The sequence below is a fragment of the Colwellia maritima genome (assembly GCF_022669015.1).
GTDB lineage: Bacteria > Pseudomonadota > Gammaproteobacteria > Enterobacterales > Alteromonadaceae > Colwellia > Colwellia maritima.
This window is the reverse complement of sequence record NZ_JAKKSL010000002.1, coordinates 829,394-847,935: the sequence shown is the minus strand read 5'-3', so window position 1 is coordinate 847,935 and position 18,542 is coordinate 829,394. Positions and strand designations below refer to the sequence as shown.

Annotated in this window: 19 protein-coding genes and 3 pseudogenes; all 22 read left to right on the top strand. The window is 37.3% G+C overall.

Annotated features, from left to right (window positions below):
• Positions 1-19: 19 nt before the first annotated feature.
• The 22 genes and pseudogenes from tssH (at position 20) to L3081_RS14095 (ending at position 18,527) form a co-directional block, all read left to right on the top strand.
• Positions 20-2,623: a type VI secretion system ATPase TssH gene (gene tssH / locus L3081_RS14205; RefSeq protein WP_242286769.1), complete on the top strand. Its 2,604-nt coding sequence runs from the start codon at positions 20-22 to the stop codon at positions 2,621-2,623.
• 341 nt (positions 2,624-2,964) lie between these two features.
• Positions 2,965-3,444, top strand: coding sequence for an Hcp family type VI secretion system effector (locus L3081_RS14200; protein WP_216021911.1), 480 nt, complete (start codon positions 2,965-2,967; stop codon positions 3,442-3,444).
• 67 nt (positions 3,445-3,511) lie between these two features.
• Positions 3,512-5,319 (top strand): annotated as a pseudogene (gene tssI, locus L3081_RS14190) (type VI secretion system tip protein TssI/VgrG).
• 2 nt (positions 5,320-5,321) lie between these two features.
• Positions 5,322-5,675, top strand: a complete 354-nt coding sequence (locus L3081_RS14185) for a hypothetical protein (RefSeq protein ID WP_242286766.1) — start codon at positions 5,322-5,324, stop codon at positions 5,673-5,675.
• A gap of 83 nt (positions 5,676-5,758) precedes the next feature.
• A pseudogene (locus tag L3081_RS14180) lies at positions 5,759-6,054 on the top strand (PAAR domain-containing protein).
• A 96-nt stretch (positions 6,055-6,150) separates the two neighbouring features.
• Positions 6,151-6,897, top strand: a complete 747-nt coding sequence (locus L3081_RS14175; RefSeq protein ID WP_242286765.1) for a hypothetical protein — start codon at positions 6,151-6,153, stop codon at positions 6,895-6,897.
• Positions 6,843-7,391 carry a hypothetical protein gene (locus L3081_RS14170; RefSeq protein ID WP_242286764.1) on the top strand — a complete coding sequence of 183 codons (549 nt, stop codon included), beginning with the start codon at positions 6,843-6,845 and terminating at the stop codon, positions 7,389-7,391. Before L3081_RS14175 ends, L3081_RS14170 begins: the two co-directional genes overlap by 55 nt.
• Positions 7,391-8,101, top strand: coding sequence for a hypothetical protein (locus tag L3081_RS14165; RefSeq protein ID WP_242286763.1), 711 nt, complete (start codon positions 7,391-7,393; stop codon positions 8,099-8,101). Before L3081_RS14170 ends, L3081_RS14165 begins: the two co-directional genes overlap by 1 nt.
• The gene (locus L3081_RS14160) at positions 8,074-8,481 is read left to right on the top strand and encodes a hypothetical protein (protein WP_242286762.1); all 408 of its coding nucleotides are present in this window, start codon (positions 8,074-8,076) and stop codon (positions 8,479-8,481) included. Before L3081_RS14165 ends, L3081_RS14160 begins: the two co-directional genes overlap by 28 nt.
• Before the next feature lie 81 nt (positions 8,482-8,562).
• Entirely contained in the window at positions 8,563-9,378 is an 816-nt protein-coding gene (locus L3081_RS14155) for a DUF6531 domain-containing protein (RefSeq protein ID WP_242286761.1), read from the top strand.
• Entirely contained in the window at positions 9,341-11,791 is a 2,451-nt protein-coding gene (locus tag L3081_RS14150) for an RHS repeat domain-containing protein (protein ID WP_242286760.1), read from the top strand. The genes L3081_RS14155 and L3081_RS14150 overlap by 38 nt, the downstream gene beginning before the upstream one ends.
• Positions 11,730-12,581 carry an RHS repeat domain-containing protein gene (locus L3081_RS14145; RefSeq protein ID WP_242286759.1) on the top strand — a complete coding sequence of 284 codons (852 nt, stop codon included), beginning with the start codon at positions 11,730-11,732 and terminating at the stop codon, positions 12,579-12,581. Before L3081_RS14150 ends, L3081_RS14145 begins: the two co-directional genes overlap by 62 nt.
• Entirely contained in the window at positions 12,538-12,954 is a 417-nt protein-coding gene (locus tag L3081_RS14140) for a hypothetical protein (RefSeq protein ID WP_242286758.1), read from the top strand. The genes L3081_RS14145 and L3081_RS14140 overlap by 44 nt, the downstream gene beginning before the upstream one ends.
• Complete coding sequence (locus L3081_RS14135) at positions 12,938-13,231, top strand: hypothetical protein (RefSeq protein WP_242286757.1); 294 nt, start codon at positions 12,938-12,940, stop codon at positions 13,229-13,231. Before L3081_RS14140 ends, L3081_RS14135 begins: the two co-directional genes overlap by 17 nt.
• A gap of 268 nt (positions 13,232-13,499) precedes the next feature.
• Positions 13,500-14,060, top strand: coding sequence for a transposase (locus tag L3081_RS14130; RefSeq protein ID WP_338027337.1), 561 nt, complete (start codon positions 13,500-13,502; stop codon positions 14,058-14,060).
• A 103-nt stretch (positions 14,061-14,163) separates the two neighbouring features.
• Entirely contained in the window at positions 14,164-14,526 is a 363-nt protein-coding gene (locus L3081_RS14125; RefSeq protein WP_242286756.1) for a peptidoglycan-binding domain-containing protein, read from the top strand.
• On the top strand, positions 14,513-14,977 hold the full coding sequence (locus tag L3081_RS14120; RefSeq protein ID WP_242286755.1) for a TIGR02594 family protein: 465 nt from the start codon (positions 14,513-14,515) through the stop codon (positions 14,975-14,977). Before L3081_RS14125 ends, L3081_RS14120 begins: the two co-directional genes overlap by 14 nt.
• On the top strand, positions 14,977-15,456 hold the full coding sequence (locus L3081_RS14115) for a hypothetical protein (protein ID WP_242286754.1): 480 nt from the start codon (positions 14,977-14,979) through the stop codon (positions 15,454-15,456). The genes L3081_RS14120 and L3081_RS14115 overlap by 1 nt, the downstream gene beginning before the upstream one ends.
• A gap of 75 nt (positions 15,457-15,531) precedes the next feature.
• Positions 15,532-15,807, top strand: coding sequence for a hypothetical protein (locus tag L3081_RS14110; protein ID WP_242286753.1), 276 nt, complete (start codon positions 15,532-15,534; stop codon positions 15,805-15,807).
• A gap of 147 nt (positions 15,808-15,954) precedes the next feature.
• Positions 15,955-16,167, top strand: a complete 213-nt coding sequence (locus tag L3081_RS14105) for an STAS/SEC14 domain-containing protein (protein WP_242286752.1) — start codon at positions 15,955-15,957, stop codon at positions 16,165-16,167.
• Positions 16,152-16,337: a SpoIIAA family protein gene (locus tag L3081_RS14100; RefSeq protein WP_242286751.1), complete on the top strand. Its 186-nt coding sequence runs from the start codon at positions 16,152-16,154 to the stop codon at positions 16,335-16,337. Before L3081_RS14105 ends, L3081_RS14100 begins: the two co-directional genes overlap by 16 nt.
• Before the next feature lie 107 nt (positions 16,338-16,444).
• A pseudogene (locus tag L3081_RS14095) lies at positions 16,445-18,527 on the top strand (sensor domain-containing protein).
• Positions 18,528-18,542: the final 15 nt, after the last annotated feature.

The window sequence follows — 18,542 nt, the reverse complement described above, 5'->3', positions numbered from 1 at the left end:
AAATAAGGGACTAACGAATATGTCAGCAATGACCTTAAGTAAACTCGTAGAAAAACTAACACCAGATTGTAGGCAGTCACTAGAGGCTGCAGCAAGTATTTGTCATAGCAGAAGTCAATTTACTGTGGAAATAGAGCATTGGTTACTTGCTTTACTTGAAAAGGAATCGGACGACTTAAGACTCATCATGGCTAGTTTTTCTGTTGATCGTGCTTTGTTAATGAAAGAGCTACAACAAGGTTTAGAAAAATTAAAAACAGGTAATAGCGCTGCCCCCAGTTTATCTCCACATATTGTTAACTTATTGAGCCAAACTTGGCTTAATACTACGATTGAGTTTAATGATAATGCTATCCGCACAGCTTATATTATTTATACATTATTAAATAATGATTCATTAAGTGTACTTATTTCTCGCTCCGCGAAACAGCTACTAAAAATTGATGCGGGACAGTTACTTCATGCTTGGCCACAACTTTCAAATCAATCAAGTGAATCAACGGGGGATAATCCCTCTAACCATGATGCTAGGGTAACTAAAACAACCAAAACGCCGAGTTTAGATCAATACACACAAGATTTAACTGCACAAGCTGAATTAGGTAAAATTGATCCTATTCTAGGGCGTGATAATGAAATTCGGCAGATGATAGATATTTTAACTCGCCGTAGACAAAATAATCCCATTTTGACTGGGGAAGCCGGTGTTGGTAAAACAGCTGTTGTTGAAGGGTTAGCGCTTAAAATATCACAACAAGATGTACCCAAAGCATTGAAAAAAGTACGCGTTCATGTATTAGACCTAGCACTATTACAAGCAGGTGCAGGAATGAAAGGTGAATTCGAAAACCGTTTGAAATCACTGATAAATGAAGTTAAAAATTCGATAAATCCTATTATTTTATTTATTGATGAAGCGCACACAATGATTGGAAGCGGTGGACAAGCAGGACAAAATGACGCCGCTAATCTACTGAAACCGGCACTTGCGCGAGGTGAGTTGAGAATGATAGCGGCCACGACTTGGGCCGAGTATAAAAAATACTTTGAAAAAGATGCTGCCTTAACACGTCGTTTTCAAGTGGTTAAAATTGAAGAACCAACAGAGAAGCAAGCAATTGTTATGATGCGTGGTTTATTACCTGTCATGGAAAGCCACCATAAAATCATTATTTCTGATCAAGCGCTTCGTGCTTCTGTCAGCTTATCTCACCGATATATTACCGGGCGACAATTACCTGATAAAGCCGTGAGTTTACTTGATACTGCTTGTGCAAGAGTAGCAATGAGTCAGGGCTCTACTCCTGGCGCTGTAGAAAATTTACAACGTACCGAACAACAAATTCAAGCGCAAATAAACTTGTTAAAACGAGAAGTCAAAACAGGCACAGATCATAAAAAGCAATTACAAGAATTAAGCAAAACCTTAAAACAGACTCAACAAGCTTTATTACCGTTAACAAAGCAATGGCAAGATGAACTTGAGCTTGTGAAAAACGTTGCAACACTAGTAACAGAATTACAGCAAGATGATGTTGAAGATTACGATAAAAAGTTGAAAGAGTTAAACAAATTAAAGGATAAATTATCTAAAAATCTTCAACCTATGGTGCACTGGCAAGTTGATGAACAGCCGGTTGCTGAGGTTATTTCTGATTGGACAGGTATTCCTGTTGGTAAAATGCAAAACGATGAAATTGACATGGTTTTGTCGTTAAAAGACACCATGGAAAAAAGAATTATTGGCCAACCTCATGCACTGGATCTTATTGCTAAAACAGTACAAATATCAAGAGCACAATTAGGAGATGAAAAACGTCCTATTGGTGTCTTTTTACTTGCAGGGCCAAGTGGAGTAGGTAAAACCGAAACTGCACTGACACTAGCCGAGCAAGTGTACGGAAGTGAAGAAAATATTACTGTTATCAACATGTCTGAGTTTAAGGAAGAACATAAAGTTTCTTTATTACTTGGTTCTCCTCCTGGCTATGTTGGCTATGGTGAGGGTGGAGTACTTACGGAAGCAGTACGTCGTAAACCTTACAGTGTTATTTTATTAGATGAAATGGAAAAAGCACATCCAGGGGTACAAGATATTTTTTATCAAGTTTTTGATAAAGGAACGATCAAAGATGGTGAAGGTAGAGATATTGATTTCAAAAACACCATTATTATTATGACCTCAAATGCGGGTACAGATACAACAATGACGTTATTTGAAGATGAAAACACAGCACCATCTATCACTGGTTTACGTAAAGCATTACAAGATGACTTATTAGCATATTTCAAACCGGCGTTTTTAGGACGTATTAATGTTGTGCCTTATGTTCCACTATCCGACGAGATGCTCAATCAAATAACTAAACTTCAATTGGCACGAATTGGAGTAAGACTAACCAATCACCATCAAGCTAAATTTACATACAGTGATGACGTGGTGAAAAAAATAGTTTCGCTATGCCAGGACGTCGGGTCAGGAGCTCGCAATATTCATAATATTTTACAAAATATTATGTTACCTGAATTATCGATTAAAATTTTGAATAAGATGACTAGCGATAAGAAAACGACCAACGTGAATATTAATGTTAAGGAAGATGAGTTTACTTATAAAGTTTAGTATTTAGCAATCACGATAACGGATTTATGATGCTTTCCTTATTATTAAGGAAGGCATCTGTTTTTATTGCTGTGTTTAATGTAATATATTGATTTAATTGTATTTTATTTTTATTTTATTGTTGCGATGTTATTCTTTTTGAGTATAATCTTTTTTTATTTGGTGATAATTCAGCTATTTTATAAACAAACTTTTTATGTACAGTTATGTTGGTAAGAATGAGTTTTTTTATAAAATAGAGTGTAGATTTTTATATTCTATAAAATTTAATTTAATGTTTAATTAAATTAAAAATAGCCTATCCATTAATGGATACAATACATGCAAAAGGAGCATTAATAATGCAAGCAAATACATATTTGGACTACGAAGGAATTAAAGGCGAAACAACGGCTGAAGGATACAAAGACAAAATAACTGTACTTTCTGTTGATTGGAATGTTAGCCGTGAACTTTCTTCATACACTGGTACAGCACAAGATCGTGAAGCTAGCGCAACACGTCTTGGTGATGTAACAATCACTAAACTTCAAGATAATGCATCAACGTATTTATTTGAAGAAGCAACCATCGGTAAAGGTAAAAAAGCAATTTTTTATATCACTAAACAAGGTGACAAAATTGAAGAAATCATGCAAATTGAATTAACTGATGCAATGATTTCTAGCTATAGTGTTTCAATTCAGGGCGATCGTCCAGTTGAAACTATCACTATTAGTTACACTGAAATGATGATGGCTGTTACACCAACAGACGACAAAAACAACATTACTGCTGCGCTTAGATACGGCTACAGTGGTGTTAAAGGTCAACAAATGTAATTTTTTTTGTTACCTAAACCTTAAGGGATTAATCCCTTAAGGTTATTTTTGATTATTGAGGCAAGGAATGCAAAAAGCTACCCAAAAAAATAATATTATCTCTATCTCTACACCCTTAGGTAAAGATACCCTTTATTTAACACATCTTTGTGCCACCGAGGCTATTTCACAACTGTATTCTTTTACAGTTTCTATGTTTACTGTCGGTACAACTATTTCACTCGATGGCTTAGTGGGCAAAAATGTTTGCGTTTCGTTAAGAAATGCTGAAAGTGGTGGTGCTATTCGTTATTACCATGGTGTTGTTAGCCATCTAGAGTCAACGGGTATGCGCACATCAACCCCTGATGATGCTGCAGATTATATTGATTACCAAGCTGTTATTGTGCCAACAGCTGCGTTTATGAAAAAAGAAGTAACTGCCGTATTTACCAAAACTTATCAGTGATAGATATAGTGGCAGATCTTTTTGGACAGCACAGTGTTGCTTTTCAAGATAAAACTACCAAATCTTATCCCAAATACGAATACTGTGTGCAATACCAAGAGTCTGATTTAGATTTTGTTGCGCGCTTATTACAACAAGAAGGTATTTTTTACTTTTTTGAACACAGTAGCTCAGCACACACGTTAGTTTTAGCTGATGATATTACCGCTTATAAAAAATGTGCTGAAGCAAAAGTTAGATGTTTTTCAGGACATCTTTCCAAACCCCATGTGTCGCATTGGCAAGGTGGTTTGAGTATGGTTAGTGGAGCATACCAACAAAAAGGTTATGATTTTGAACAACCGACGCTTTTTCCAAGTGGCAATAAAGTAACCGCAAGTTTGCCGGCGCAAGGTAGTTTGGAAATATTTGACTATTTAGGCGAATCAGAATTTAACAAACGTCCACAACCCTATGCTAATACCCAGTTAGAAGCATTACAAAAAGACATGCATAAGTGCTCTGGTCAAGGGGATTGCCGTAGTTTTAGTATCGGTAAATTATTTACTTTTGAAGATCATGAAGACAGCAGTTATAAGGGTAAAACGTATTTATTAACAGCAATTCGAACCAATGCAACACAGCCCAATCAATCGGGTGCCAATCAATCGGCGTCTGATAATGTTTTTACTAATGATTTTGAATGTGTACCTAAAGATACGCCATACAGACCTACCGTATCGCTTAACAAACCGTTGATAAACGGTGTGCAAACAGCAGTTGTTACTGGTGATCCTGGTGACGAACAACACATTGACAAATATGGTCGAGTTAAAGTGCAATTTCACTGGGATCGTGAAGGTGCATATGACAGTAAAAGCTCTTGTTGGATCCGTGTTGCTCAAAACTGGGCGGGCAATAAATGGGGCGCATTCTTTTTCCCTCGTGTCGGCCAAGAAGTGTTAGTCGAATTTATTAATGGTGATCCCGATCAACCTATTATTAGTGGTGCTATTTATAATGCTGATTTAATGCCTCCGTATGCATTACCTGCTAAAAAAACGCAAAGTGGCATCAAATCGCACAGTACTAAAAATGGTGGGGCAGATAACTTTAATGAAGTTCGCTTTGAAGATGACAAAGGTAAAGAACTCTTATTTTTTCAAGCCGAAAAAGACCATGAACTAAAAGTTAAGCATGATCAAAAAGATACAATTGACAATGACAGACTAACGACTATTGCCAATAATGACACGTTAGACGTTGGTAATATTCTTAAAATGACAGCCGGTAGCGAAATAGAATTTAAAACAGGTGGTGCTTCAATTAAAATGACTAGTGATGGTTCTATTACCATTAAAGGGACTAATATCAAAGTTCAAGGAACCGATATAAAAGTTAACGGTACAAGTATCACTATGAAAGCTCCTCAAATTAAGTTGAATTAATAATGGAAGCTTATCAATACCCTAATGTAGGTCGTTCAGGTCGTTTTTGCAAAGGGCATTATGTTATATGTCAGTTTGGTTACCATTATTTGGTTTGTCGTCCTGAAGATAAGCCAGATGATCCTTTATTAAAGGCATCATTAAAAGAATTTTTAGTGAGTAGTACGTATGGTGAACAATTTTTAAGAAATTTACACCCGTGGAAAAACAAAGAAAATATTATTGACCAAATCTTTCACTATCTTGCACATGATGATTACCAAGATTCTACACAAAGTTTAGCTAAATCGATAAAGTGGATTGCACATGAATTATTTATTGGAAACTTGTTAATAATTCCGTTAAGCGAACCTTAACAACTTGCTTGTTTCACTCAATATCAAGATTACCATAAATTATAGAATGTACTTAACCTCAAACCAATTAAAAGGAAGATAAAATGGGAATGCCGGCTTCTACTATCACGCATATGCATGTTTGCCCTAAGGTCAATCCAGGAACCCCACCTATTCCTCATGTGGGTGGTCCTATTGTGGCAGGTTCACCCAATGTGTTAATTGGCAGTTTACCCGCAGCAAGAAAGGGCGATAAGCTTGTTTGTGTTGGGCCACCCGACACGATTACTGGGGGTCAAGTTCAGTTAAAATTAATGGAAAGCCTGCTGCTCGTTTAGGTGATGGCACCGCTCATGGCGGGTCAATTGTGGTGGGTAATCCAACGGTGTTAATTGGGTAACCTATATTAGATAAAATAAATTGAATAAATTAAAAAGGATTTCAAGAGCATAACCAATTAAACGGTACATTGCTCTTGTGTTAAGTACATAGCCTTATGGATGAATTAACTGTGCAACTAGCTCAATTAATGGCTCAACGAAATGTTTTGAGTTTGAATTTTTGCTGTTATAAAGACAACATTGTTAATAATACACAAAAATTACTAACAATTGCTCGGTTAATTCAGTTTGAAAATAATAACCAATGTATTCTTAGCGCCCAAAATGTTGAACAACTCAACACGCATATCAACGCTGAACATCATTATAGTGGCGATGAGCTTGCGCTAATTATATCGCTGAAATTAATGTTAGAGCCAAGCTTACAAAAACAATTATTACCACGGTACTTAAATAGCGCCCAACCGCAATTACAATCTCTGGTATTAGCTGTTGCAAAGCTGCTTGGTGATAAGTTGATCATTACGCTAGATTTTACTCAGGCAACCCAATCTTTTATCACGGCAAAACCCAATGAATGCTTGCATCAACAAGCGTTTATTCAGCACGTATTATTTCATTTGTATTATCGTAAAACACTCAATGATTATTTAAACGAAATGATACCTAATTATAAAAATAGGAACGACAGACAAAACAATAATTTATCGGTATTAAATTGGCTAACTATCGATGTATTATCAAATTGTCTGAGTACAGAATTAAGAGCAGAGTTAGGTACAGAGCTAAGGGCAAATAATCAGTTTGATGTACAAGCAATAACCCACAGTTTATACAGAATGATTATATGCAAAGTACGTTGTTTGATGTGTATATTTGCTCACTCAATGAACATGAAATAACACAGTTAGTGAACCAACTTAGTGCTGATGAAGCCTTTATTCCTTACATTACTCATGCAATGGGTATAAGCGGTTATGTCAAATTTATCCCTTTCCTTGCGCAATATTTACAGCTAGAAGACTTTGTATTATCGGCTTATCAAGCACTACGGATATTATTGGGCAACAAGTTAGATGCATTAATTCCGTTAGCTGTGCAATTTAATAGCGATATTGACGAACGAAAAATAGATTTACGCTACTACGGAGCAAAAATACTTTATGCATGGCAACAAGGCATGTCCTTTTTGGGGTTAACTTTTGACCATGACCATGACCATGACTATGACAATAATGATAAACGAATATTAAATGGTACGGTGTTAACGGCACAGTCGGTAGAAGAAATTTTGTTATCGGGTAGTCAATGGCATCGACGTGTCGCTATGTTATATAAACTCCAATGGTGTGGTAAGCCTTTTATTCAGCACCCGAATGCGTTGGATATTGGCTGATGAAAGTAAAGCTACATAATAGTCATGTTCTTATTGGGGCAAAAGCAAGCACTGAACATGCGTTAAACTTACCGCTTGTTCCGCCTGAAGAATCATCGTTCACTATTAATGATAAACAGTATGTGAATTATTTTTGTTCTTCTCTTAAAAGTAATTCAAGTGACAGTTACGCGAATGAAGACAGCCTTAATGAAAATAAAGTAACCCGTTGTATTCATCTAATCAAACAGTTAAATCAACAAGTAAAACAATTAGGGTTATCACTTCCTCTAGATATTCCTGTATTTTGGTTATTGCCAGAGTTTACAGAGTCATTTGATAATGCAATTGATGCAAGTAATACAGCAATAAATAATGAAAATACCTTGGCTTATTTTGCTAAAAAATTACAACAGGCATTACCGCAATTATTTAGTCACCCACAAAGTCAATTATTTCCTTTTGGCCGAGCGGCTTTCCCTATTGCCTTAGCTGCCGCTAAAACTTTGTTTGAAAGCGAAAAAGTAAAGACAATCTTATTTATTGCTGTTGATACGCTATATCACGATGTCGTTAATTTAATCACTAATAACACTTTGGTATCGGCAACAAGTGAACAAGGTATCATTCCTTCAGAGGGGATTGTTGTTACGCAAATATCGCCGCTGATACGGGAATATCAATCGACTTTATACAAAATAGTGTGGCGCCAAGTAAACAACAAAATTTAGCCGTTACGCAGTTATTTACTGATAGTGTTCATTATTTTGCAGAAAATACAGAAGATAATGAACAACAAACAGCACCCGATAGACTTTCCCATTTATATCTACCAGGTAATGGAGACGAAACATTACAAAACGCGTGGCTTGATTCCTATTATCAATTGGCAGGATATGTTGATGACAAAACAAGCATTTGCCAAAGTGCATTATTTACAGGGGAATTAGGCTGTGTTACTGGCTTATACAACTTTTTACATGTTGTGAATGGTTATAAAACTAAAGTAATACAAGGAAATGTATTGCAACTTGAAGTGTCAAATGCACTTCATCAAGGCGTTATCTTGTATTCATATGATAACCGACTTCATGGGGTAAACCATGATTGATAGTGTAATAAGAGCAACACTTTGGCTTAATAATTGGCTTAATAAAATTTACGGACAAATAAGGTTTCAGACAGGATGAGCGTGCAGTATTTTCAATTTAGAGGTAAAAATCGACGTATTGTTGTGTTGCTGCGAAGTGCTGAAGCACCTGGTGGTTACACCTTGGTTTCTAGTGGTGGCGATCAAGCTCAGCTATTAGTAGACGAGATTTCGCAGCATTTGGCGAAAGATGTCAATGCCTTGGGACACGCCCGTAGTTTGCTACGACAGGTTGGTATTACTGTTACACAACAAGCGCGGCTAGTAGCTCCGAAACTTAAAGAAGCAATTAGCCGTGAGTTATTACACGTTTATGGTGAAAATCCTCAAGATTCTATACATTACTCCACCGAAGAAGCGGCGCCTAAAGCAAGCAGCAGTAGCAGTGCAAAAACACCTGCGGTTAAACCGAGTAACCAAGGTAAACAAGCGAGTAATGCAGCGCAAAGTGGTAGTGCAAGTAATCATACCCCAACAGACGTGCCAATTAGCGAGCAAGCCTGTCGAAGTGATCCTGTCTCATTATTGAGTGGCGAAGAAATACTACCCTTAGTTGACTTTACGTATCAAGGTATTGTGCCTATTACGTGGCGTCGTCTTTACCGTTCGAGCAAAATAGATAATAACCTTGGTATGGGCTATGGTTGGCGTCATGGGTTTAGTGTACAACTTGAAGCGCACTATCAACCAGGACCCAAAGTAGGCCCTAAACAACCGGGTAGACACTGGTTTGAATTGCATGACGAAGAAGGTCGTCGCCATGTATTTGAACAAGTAAAACCGGGGCAAACCGGCCTATCAAACCGCAACTGGCTTAGCCTTGTTTCATCAGCTCGATGGCAAACAAATTTTAATTAAACCTGACGACAGCCACTGGACGTTTGTTAAGCATAGTATTTCTGCATCAAGTAATAATGGTCAAGCGAGTAAAAATACCCATGTAAGTAAAATACCAGTAAAGGACGTGTGGTTACTCGATAACGTCAGTAATCATTTAGGGCAAAGCATTACCTTGCACTACGATCAAAGGCAACGTTTAGAACGTCTAGCGAATGGTCCAAAACGTGGTATTGCATTGCAATATAATCAACAAAACAATCTTGAAAAAATAGCAGCTTACGTACTTGATGATAATAACAAACGCATTATTCAAAGCCCGCTGTTAGCACATTACCAATACAATGATGCCCAAGCGTTAGTGTCAGCAACTAATAGCCAACAAAGTACAGAAAAGTATCGCTATCGTCACGACTTATTACTCAGTTGTCGCACACGCGCCTCTGGCTTTAGTCATCACTTTTTATGGCAAGGCGAGGGTTCAAAAGCGCAATGTATTGAGCAATGGGGCGATAATAACACCTATCATTATCATTTTACCTATCAAGCCAGTGAAGCAAACCCGGCAGAGCAGTTAAGCACATCAACTGACAGTTTAGGGCATACTGAGCGTTTTATTCATAATGCCCAAGGGTTATTAACGGCATACACTAATACCAACGGTGCCACTGAATATACCGATTATGACGCGTTAGGACGTAAAACAAAAACCACCGATGCCATGGGTAATAGCACCACTTTTGCTTATAACGAGCAAGGGCAGTTGTGCACGGTAACCAACGCGCAAGGCAATAAAACCCATTATCACTACAATGGCCTAGGTAAACGCATTGTTACCATTGACGCGATAGGGCAACAACATAAACGTCGTTATGACGCCACTGGGCGTTTATTGGCAGTACACAGCCCTGACGGCCGCACTCACCGTTATCGCTATACCGAGCAAGGACAATTACACAGCGAAGTTGACTTTCAAGGAGTTGAAACTTTATACCATTGGAGTATTGGCGGTGAATTACTGGCTAAACAAGTCGGCAGTCACTTAACTCGCTACAGTTACGACAACCTAGGACGACTCAACGGTGAAGTCAATGCCCAAGGTTTAGTCACCGAATACAAACGCAATCGTCACGGACAAGTTAGCCAACAAAACAGCTATCCACAAAACGCACCCGAGAAAAAAATCACCACCGCGTATTCATACGACCAAGCAGAGCGTTTGCTGAGTGTACAAACATTAAGTGATGAGCAGCATAACACACAAACAGCACAACAAGCTGATGCCGATATCACCCTGTATCAATACCAAGGGTTATCACAACCAAGTAAAAAAACCTTCAGTGACGGCAGTTGGCTTAGTTATGGCTACGACAGTGAGCGTAACTTAACCGACATTACCCGTAGCGATGGTGCAACCTACAAAATAGCGTACAGCCCAACCGAAAAACCAGTAGAGCTAATCGGCTTTGATGGTAGAGCGCAACGCTTTACGTATGACAATAACGACCAACTGATAAGCGTTAACGACAGCGACTTACGTTTTATTAGACTCAAGCGTGATAGCGAAGGCAACATAATAGAGCAAAGTGCCAGTCAAGCGACTAATTCCCGTAACGCACAAAGCAAAGGTCAAGGCAACGAGCAAGGCAAGTCACAGGGTAGTCAACATAACTATTTTCAATACGATGCTATTGGGCGTTTAGTACGCGCACATAATAGCGAGCGTACGGTGAGTTTAAGTTATCATAAAAATGGACAGTTAAGCACCGGCCAACAAGGACATTGGGCACTAAACTATGACTACAACAACTTAGGTCAACGCAGCACTTTACACTTACCTGATGGCAGTGAAATACACTATCAGTACACCAAGCAAGGGCAATTAAGTGATATTCGCTTGGTAAATAATACAAATGACGCGAGCAAACCACAGTCATTAGTTAGCTACGCCTACAATAATGCAGGCCTTAATACACAACAAACCTTAGGTAATGGTATTGAATTAAAGCAACACTATGATGTGTACTCACGCTTAACCGAGCAGTTTTGGCAGGTAAATGAGTACCATACACATATCGCCGCCGCGTATAGCGAATACCGTCGTTATCAGTACGACCATAAGCACCAATTAACCTTATGTGAGCAAGCACCAAGTAAATCGGCAGAGCCAAACCAAAACATACAAAAAACCTTTACCTACAACAGTATTAGTCAATTACTGCAAAGTAGCGTAATTAACCATGCTGATGAAAAAGCACAAACAAGCCAAGCAACACAATACCACTGGGATGCTTTTGGTAATCCGCAAAGTAAAATCGACAGTGCACTTGAAAACGCTAAAACTGATTCAAGTCATGCTGATTCACATAATAATGACATCGTGGTTAAACACGATCAATTACATCGTTTCTGCCGGCAACGACTACCGCTTTGACGATTGCGGCAATCAAATATCGTGCTTAGGCAAGAACAACAAACAGCAACGTGTTTACAATGGTTTTAACCAACTAACACAGCTTAACCATAACGGTAAACTCACCCATTATGAATACGACGCCCTTGGCAGACGTAGCGCTAAAATAACCGAGCAAGGTCGCATTGATTTTATTTGGGACAACAACCAACTCATTGGCGAACACCACAACGGCAAATTCACGTGGTTTATTTATCAGCCCGATACATTTTTACCTATCGCGTTAATTAAAAATGGTAGCGGAAGCCAAAATAACGAAATTTATTACTATCACTTAGATCAACTGGGCACACCCATTTGTTTAACCGATAGCAATGCAACACAAGTGTGGCGTAACGAAAGTGACGAATTTGGTTGTCAGCAAACAGAAGAAGTTGAGGGGAATGAAAAGCAAGGATTTATAAATACAGTAGACAACCCACTACGTTTTCAGGGGCAATACTTTGATGAAGAATCAAAACTGCATTACAATCGTTTTCGCTATTATGACCCTAAACAGCAACGCTTCATCAACCAAGACCCAATTGGGTTAGTGGGTGGAATAAACCATTATCAATATGCGCCAAATCCAGTAAACTGGATCGACCCGTTTGGGTTGAGTTGTAAAGAATTAACAGCTGCAGAAGAATCAGCATCTTACCAAGGACAAGATCCATATTTTGGGATTGATCCTCTAGACAATATAGCAATTCCCAAGCACACTATCTTTGGCGCATATCACTTGGAAGGAAAAAGGTGGTATTACAGGTAATTACTTTACAACTCCTAGCGCAGTTGAGGTTGCACGATCAATAGATGGCTATGTTAGTTCTAAAGCATTGAATCAAGGTGTGCAGGTTTATCTTGGTGATGATCGGACTGAATACAAAAAATATGTTCAAATTTTTGAAGTACAGGAAGATATACCGTACGGTAGCGCAGCATTTGGGGTTACTAAGGCAAACCCACAATTTAACCCAGGACGTTATCAAACACATGAACAATATTTCATTCAACAGGATCAATTAAACAAATTAACTCCAGTACATGGTTCTCTTGAAACTATGAAAAATACAGAAGCACCAAACATAAGTAAGAAACTCGAAAAACTAAGGGCTAAGAAAAAGCATGATAAAGAAAAATAAATCTAAAATTAAACCTTATCCTGAAGATGGAACAGCAGAATATTCTCATCTACAACCTATAGTTGATTTTTTGATAGAAAATGGAAACAAATCAGTGAATCAATACATATGGGGTAATAATAGAACGGGATATTTCTGCCATCTCCAAAAGGACATTGACTTCGAAGGACTAAAAAGAGAATTTGATTTCCCTGAGAGTATAAAATTTAATGAAGAGAAACAATCAATAGATTGTTTTAACACTTATACTCTAATAAAGAAATTCAGTTCGGACTAATTCCCGAAAATTGATAAATGGGGTCAGGTACACATTAAATAATGGTATACACTAAAATTTAGTGGTAAATGGGGTCAGGTACACATTAAATAATGGTCTACACTGTATAATTAAATTCAGTATCAAGGAAGATATATGGCTAGGTTACCCCGAGTAGAACTCCCAAATATTCCACAGCATATTATTCAGCGAGGTAATAATAGGCAAGCATGTTTTACCTCTGAGCAGGACTTCACGGCTTATTTACATTGGTTAAGAGACTACTCTATTGAGGTCAGGTGTCGAAGTGCATGCGTGGGTATTAATGACAAACCATGTACATTTACTTTGCACACCCATTAAACCAAAAGCAATAAGCCGGCTTATGCAAAATTTAGGCAGGCGATATGTTCAATATTTCAATTATACTTACGGCCGAAGTGGAACGTTATGGGAAGGTAGGTTTAAGTCATGCGTAGTCCAAGATGATTTCTACTTACTTAATGTGTATCGTTATATTGAGTTAAATCCTGTCAGGGCTTTAATGGTAGCAGAGCCAACTCATTATCCTTGGTCTAGTTATCAAGTTAATGCATTAGGAAAACACTCAGATTTATGTACTGGTCATTCTAAATATGATGAATTAGGCGTAACAGCTAATGAAAGGCAGTCAGCTTATCAAGAACTGTTTAAGCAACATATCGCGGCTGAATTGTTAACAAACATTCATGACTCTGCTGTTAAAGGGCTTGCTTTAGGGAATGATAAATTTAAAGAAAACATCGAATTTTTGAGTGGACGCAGAGTAACAGAGGGTAAAAGAGGCCGCCCAAAAAAACAGGTAAAATAAAGTGTACCTGACCCCATTTTATGTACAACGTTAAACTTGAATAAAATATATTTTTAAAACACAATACACCTTAATCAAAATATGACAAGACAAGGAAATCACGATGTCAGCACTGAAAATTACACAATCCGTTGGACTTGGCGGAACAAACGATATAAACGATGTAAAAGCGGTACAAACGGCTTTAAATAAACTCTTATCACTGATAACACCCACAGAAGCCTTAACGGTAGATGGCCTATTAAATACTCGTATAGAAAAATCTAAAACCATAGCCGCAATCAAACTTTTTCAAAGTAAAGTACTTGGTCAAGTACGACCTGATGGCAGGGTTGATCCTAGTGGTCGTACTCATCGAAAAATTAATGAAAAACTTATCAATATAAGCGTTAGATCAGACGCTATTTTAAAAATGCCGGCAACTTATGCTGTATGGATGAAAACAGCAATTAATGAGTTTGGGTGAAAGCGAGGTTCTTGGAACTAAGGCGAATCCTCGAATTTTAGCTTATTTTAAAGCGTCTAAATTTTGGGGGAAGGACGATACAGGCGGAGTAAACGCATGGTGTGCTTCTTTTGTTTCTTGGGTTATGAAACAACATAACATGGAGCCTGTCAAAAACGCTTTTAGAGCAAAGGAATGGGCGAATTTTGGTAAGAAAATTGAAAAACCACTTTACGGTGCTATTGGTATAAAAACAAGAAAAGGGGGCGGGCATGTTGCTTTTGTTGTTGGACAAAGTGCTGATGGTAATTCGCTTTTCATGTTAGGTGGCAATCAAAGCAATAGCGTAAACGTGACAAAATACAACAAAGACGTGTGGGAAACCTTTGTCGTACCGGCTGATTTTGACGAAACGTGCGAGACATTACCAATTTACACTAAAAAAGCCTTGATGGCAGGAAGTGAAGAATAATGAAAAACACTACATTAGCATTATTGTTGTTCTCTTGTTTTTCTTGCTCTACTGTAGCTACAACAAATGTGGCTGCAGAAAATATGGTTACAGCTACAAGCATGACAGATATCGAGCTTAATGGTTTTAAAGAAGCCATTAAGCATGTGCACTATCTAGCGAAAGTAAAATTAATAAACGTTGAAATTATTAGTGAAGATGATGAAACAGATAAGCATATATATTCTGCGGATGTAATAGAAACGTATAGAGGCACAGCACAAAAACAAATTAGTTATGAGATGTTTGTTGAAAAAGGGGAAGAAGCCCTTGTAGATAATACCCCAGTTTATATTGCTTTGTGTAAGGACAACCAAGGGACATATTATTGGCCGGGTACTGGATCTCAGTTTTCATCAAGTGAAGCAATACATGTTTGGTTAACTGAAAATGAAAAGGCCGTCCGTGATATGCTTACCACAGGCAACTGGTGTCATTAACGTTATCGATAATATCAAATAACAAAAAATAAACCACAAAATACAATTCATAGAATAGACAAGGAAATTTACTTTATGGAACAAAAACAACGCATAGCACTTTCTAACATCATGAGTGAACTTTATCAAAAGCCAGAAATGATAGAAGAACAATGGCATATTGTGAGCCCCTTGCTTACAGAGCTTATAAACACAACACCTCAAGGCTTTGAAGGTATAACAACGATGATTAACAGGCATTTTACTCATGCTGCTAAATTTAGTGATATCAAAATACAAAAATTTGAACTCGAATCTGGCTTGATTAAACTCAATATGTACTTTCAAAAATTGAATGCGTCTAAGCGTTGAGAAATATCTGTTGTAGATTAAATACTAATACTAGAAAGTAATGCCTATTTATAGTTTAAAAAAGAGCCTGATAGAAGAAGTTTAAGCAATTCAAATATTCAACTATAATCAACTAATAGTATATTAGTTACTTAAGGTTGTATTTTTATGAAAGCACGCTATCACAGTTTAACTATTTCTATAAAACGAAAAGCTGATCGTTACTTCTTAACTTTTAAAGCTATTGGAACGTTATCTATTGAAGATTATCAAATGATCACCCCGATCATCAATGCCACGATTAAGTCGGAACAACATCCTAAACTTGATATTTTGCTCGATATTACTCAATTCAACGGTGGACAATGCATGCCGCAGTGAATGATTTTATTGCCAGTATAAAGCATTGTGATCAATTTAAACGGGTGGCTGTGTTTGGTAGCTGTACTTGGCAAAAAGTATTAACCCAAGTTGGAAACTCGATGTTTTCCGGCGATATACGTTACTTTGATAATAGAATTGGCGCCATAAATTGGATTACCAAAAAATAAATTTCACTGTTAACTAACGAAAAACAGCCCTTTTTTAGTAAATTATAAGCAGGATCCATGTTTAAGGTCTAAAATAAACGTGTTGTTGTTATTTTATGGACTTGAACATGGATTCAATTAATAAAAAGAATCAGTTAACCCATGCTCTTATGATCAATGACTCACTTCATCAATTGTTTAATGAGGTGAGCTCTGTTGCTGTACAAGGTTATGATGAAAATAGGCGTGTTATCTACTGGAATAAAGGCAGCGAGATACTTTATGGTTATAAAACAGCAGAAGCATTAGGTCAGACGTTAGAATCGTTAATCATTCCAAAGACCTATGCAAGATGCTGTTGTAGCAGGTGTAAGTAATTGGCTTGAAAATAATGTAGAAATTCCTGCTGCAGAACTCACCTTACGTCATAAAAATGGTAAGGATGTATGCGTTTTTTCCAACCACGTTCTATTTACTAATACTTATAAAAGCAAACAATTCTATTGTATAGATGTTGATCTTGCAGAAATAAAAAAAACTCAAGCAAAGCTTACACTTAACGAACATATGCTTGCAGCGGCATTTGAATCGATACCTGATTTGTTCTTTTTGATGAATGAAGAAGGTGTGATTAATCATTATCATGCCAGTGATGAGAAAAACCTTTATCTATCACCAAAGAAGTTTATTGGCAAACCTTTAGCTGAATTTTTGCCTAGCGATATTGCAAGTAAATTTAGAGAAAACATTAATAAAGCCATGGTTGAACGTACCATGATAAGTTTTGAATATGAGTTAAATTTGCCTAGTGGGGCTTCTTTTTTTGAAGCGCGGATAAGCTATTTAGCAGAATACAAACAACTTGTGACGATTATTCGTGATATTACTGAACAGCATAAAACGGCAAAGATTATTCGACATCATGCTTATTATGACACGTTAACCTCATTACCTAATCGTTTTCTGGCTCTTGATCGTTTATCTCAATTGCTTAATGAGGCACAGCGTAAAAATGAAAAAACAGCGGTTCTTTTCTTAGACCTAGATGATTTTAAAAAAGTAAATGACACATTAGGACATGAAGTAGGTGATAAAATACTCAAAGAATCTGCGCATCGATTAAATCAAGTTGTACGTAAAGAAGATACCGTAGGTAGACTTGGAGGTGATGAATTTATTGTAATATTACGGGGGATAAGTGAAGGAGGAAATGCACTTACTATTACAAAAAATTTACTTAATGCGTTTAGAGATCCTTTCAAAATAGATGGTAGAGAGCTAATTCTTACGTTAAGTATTGGTATTGCTATTTACCCAGACAATGGTACTGAAAGTACAGATTTACTGCGCAATGCTGATTTAGCCATGTATCAAGCTAAAGCGTTAGGGCGTAATACCTATTCATTCTTTACACAAAAAATGAATACCACCATGATAAGGCGTTTGGCTGTTGAAGAACAAATGCATGGTGCCATTGAGCGGAACGAGTTTGAAGTATATTATCAACCTCAAATTGATTTAAGAAATAATAGCATTATTGGAGCAGAGGCTTTATTACGTTGGAAAAATCCGGCTTTAGGTAATATAACACCAGATGAATTTATTCCAATCGCTGAGCATACGGGATTAATCGTACCCATAGGGCATTTTGTAGTTAAAGAGGCATTAGATTTTTTAAGTCAATGGCAGAAATCTCAACAAACTAATTATATCATGGCGGTTAATCTGTCCCCACGTCAATTTCGGGAAACCGAACTACTTAATTTTGTTAAAAATTCACTTGATGAAGCGAACATCACAGCCAATTGTTTGGAGCTAGAAATAACAGAAGGGGTTCTAATGGTAGGGCAGTCTTATATTGATGACGCGCTGCAAGGGCTAACTGAAATGGGGGTTAATTTATCAATGGATGATTTTGGTACAGGTTATTCATCGTTAAGTTATTTAAGACAATATGAGTTTGACGTACTGAAAATTGACAGGAGTTTTATTCAAGGTATTACAGAAAATAAAGCTGATCTAAGTTTGGTAAAAGCAACCATTTCAATGGCACATAGTTTAGGGTTAACCGTAGTAGCTGAAGGGGTCGAAACCAAAGAGCAAGTCGCGTTATTAACTGAGTTGAACTGTGACTATTTACAAGGATACTATTTCAGTAAACCCTCACAAGGAAAGGAGTTAATCGCCTATTCACTCACATATAACCTTTAATCTATGTATCACCTT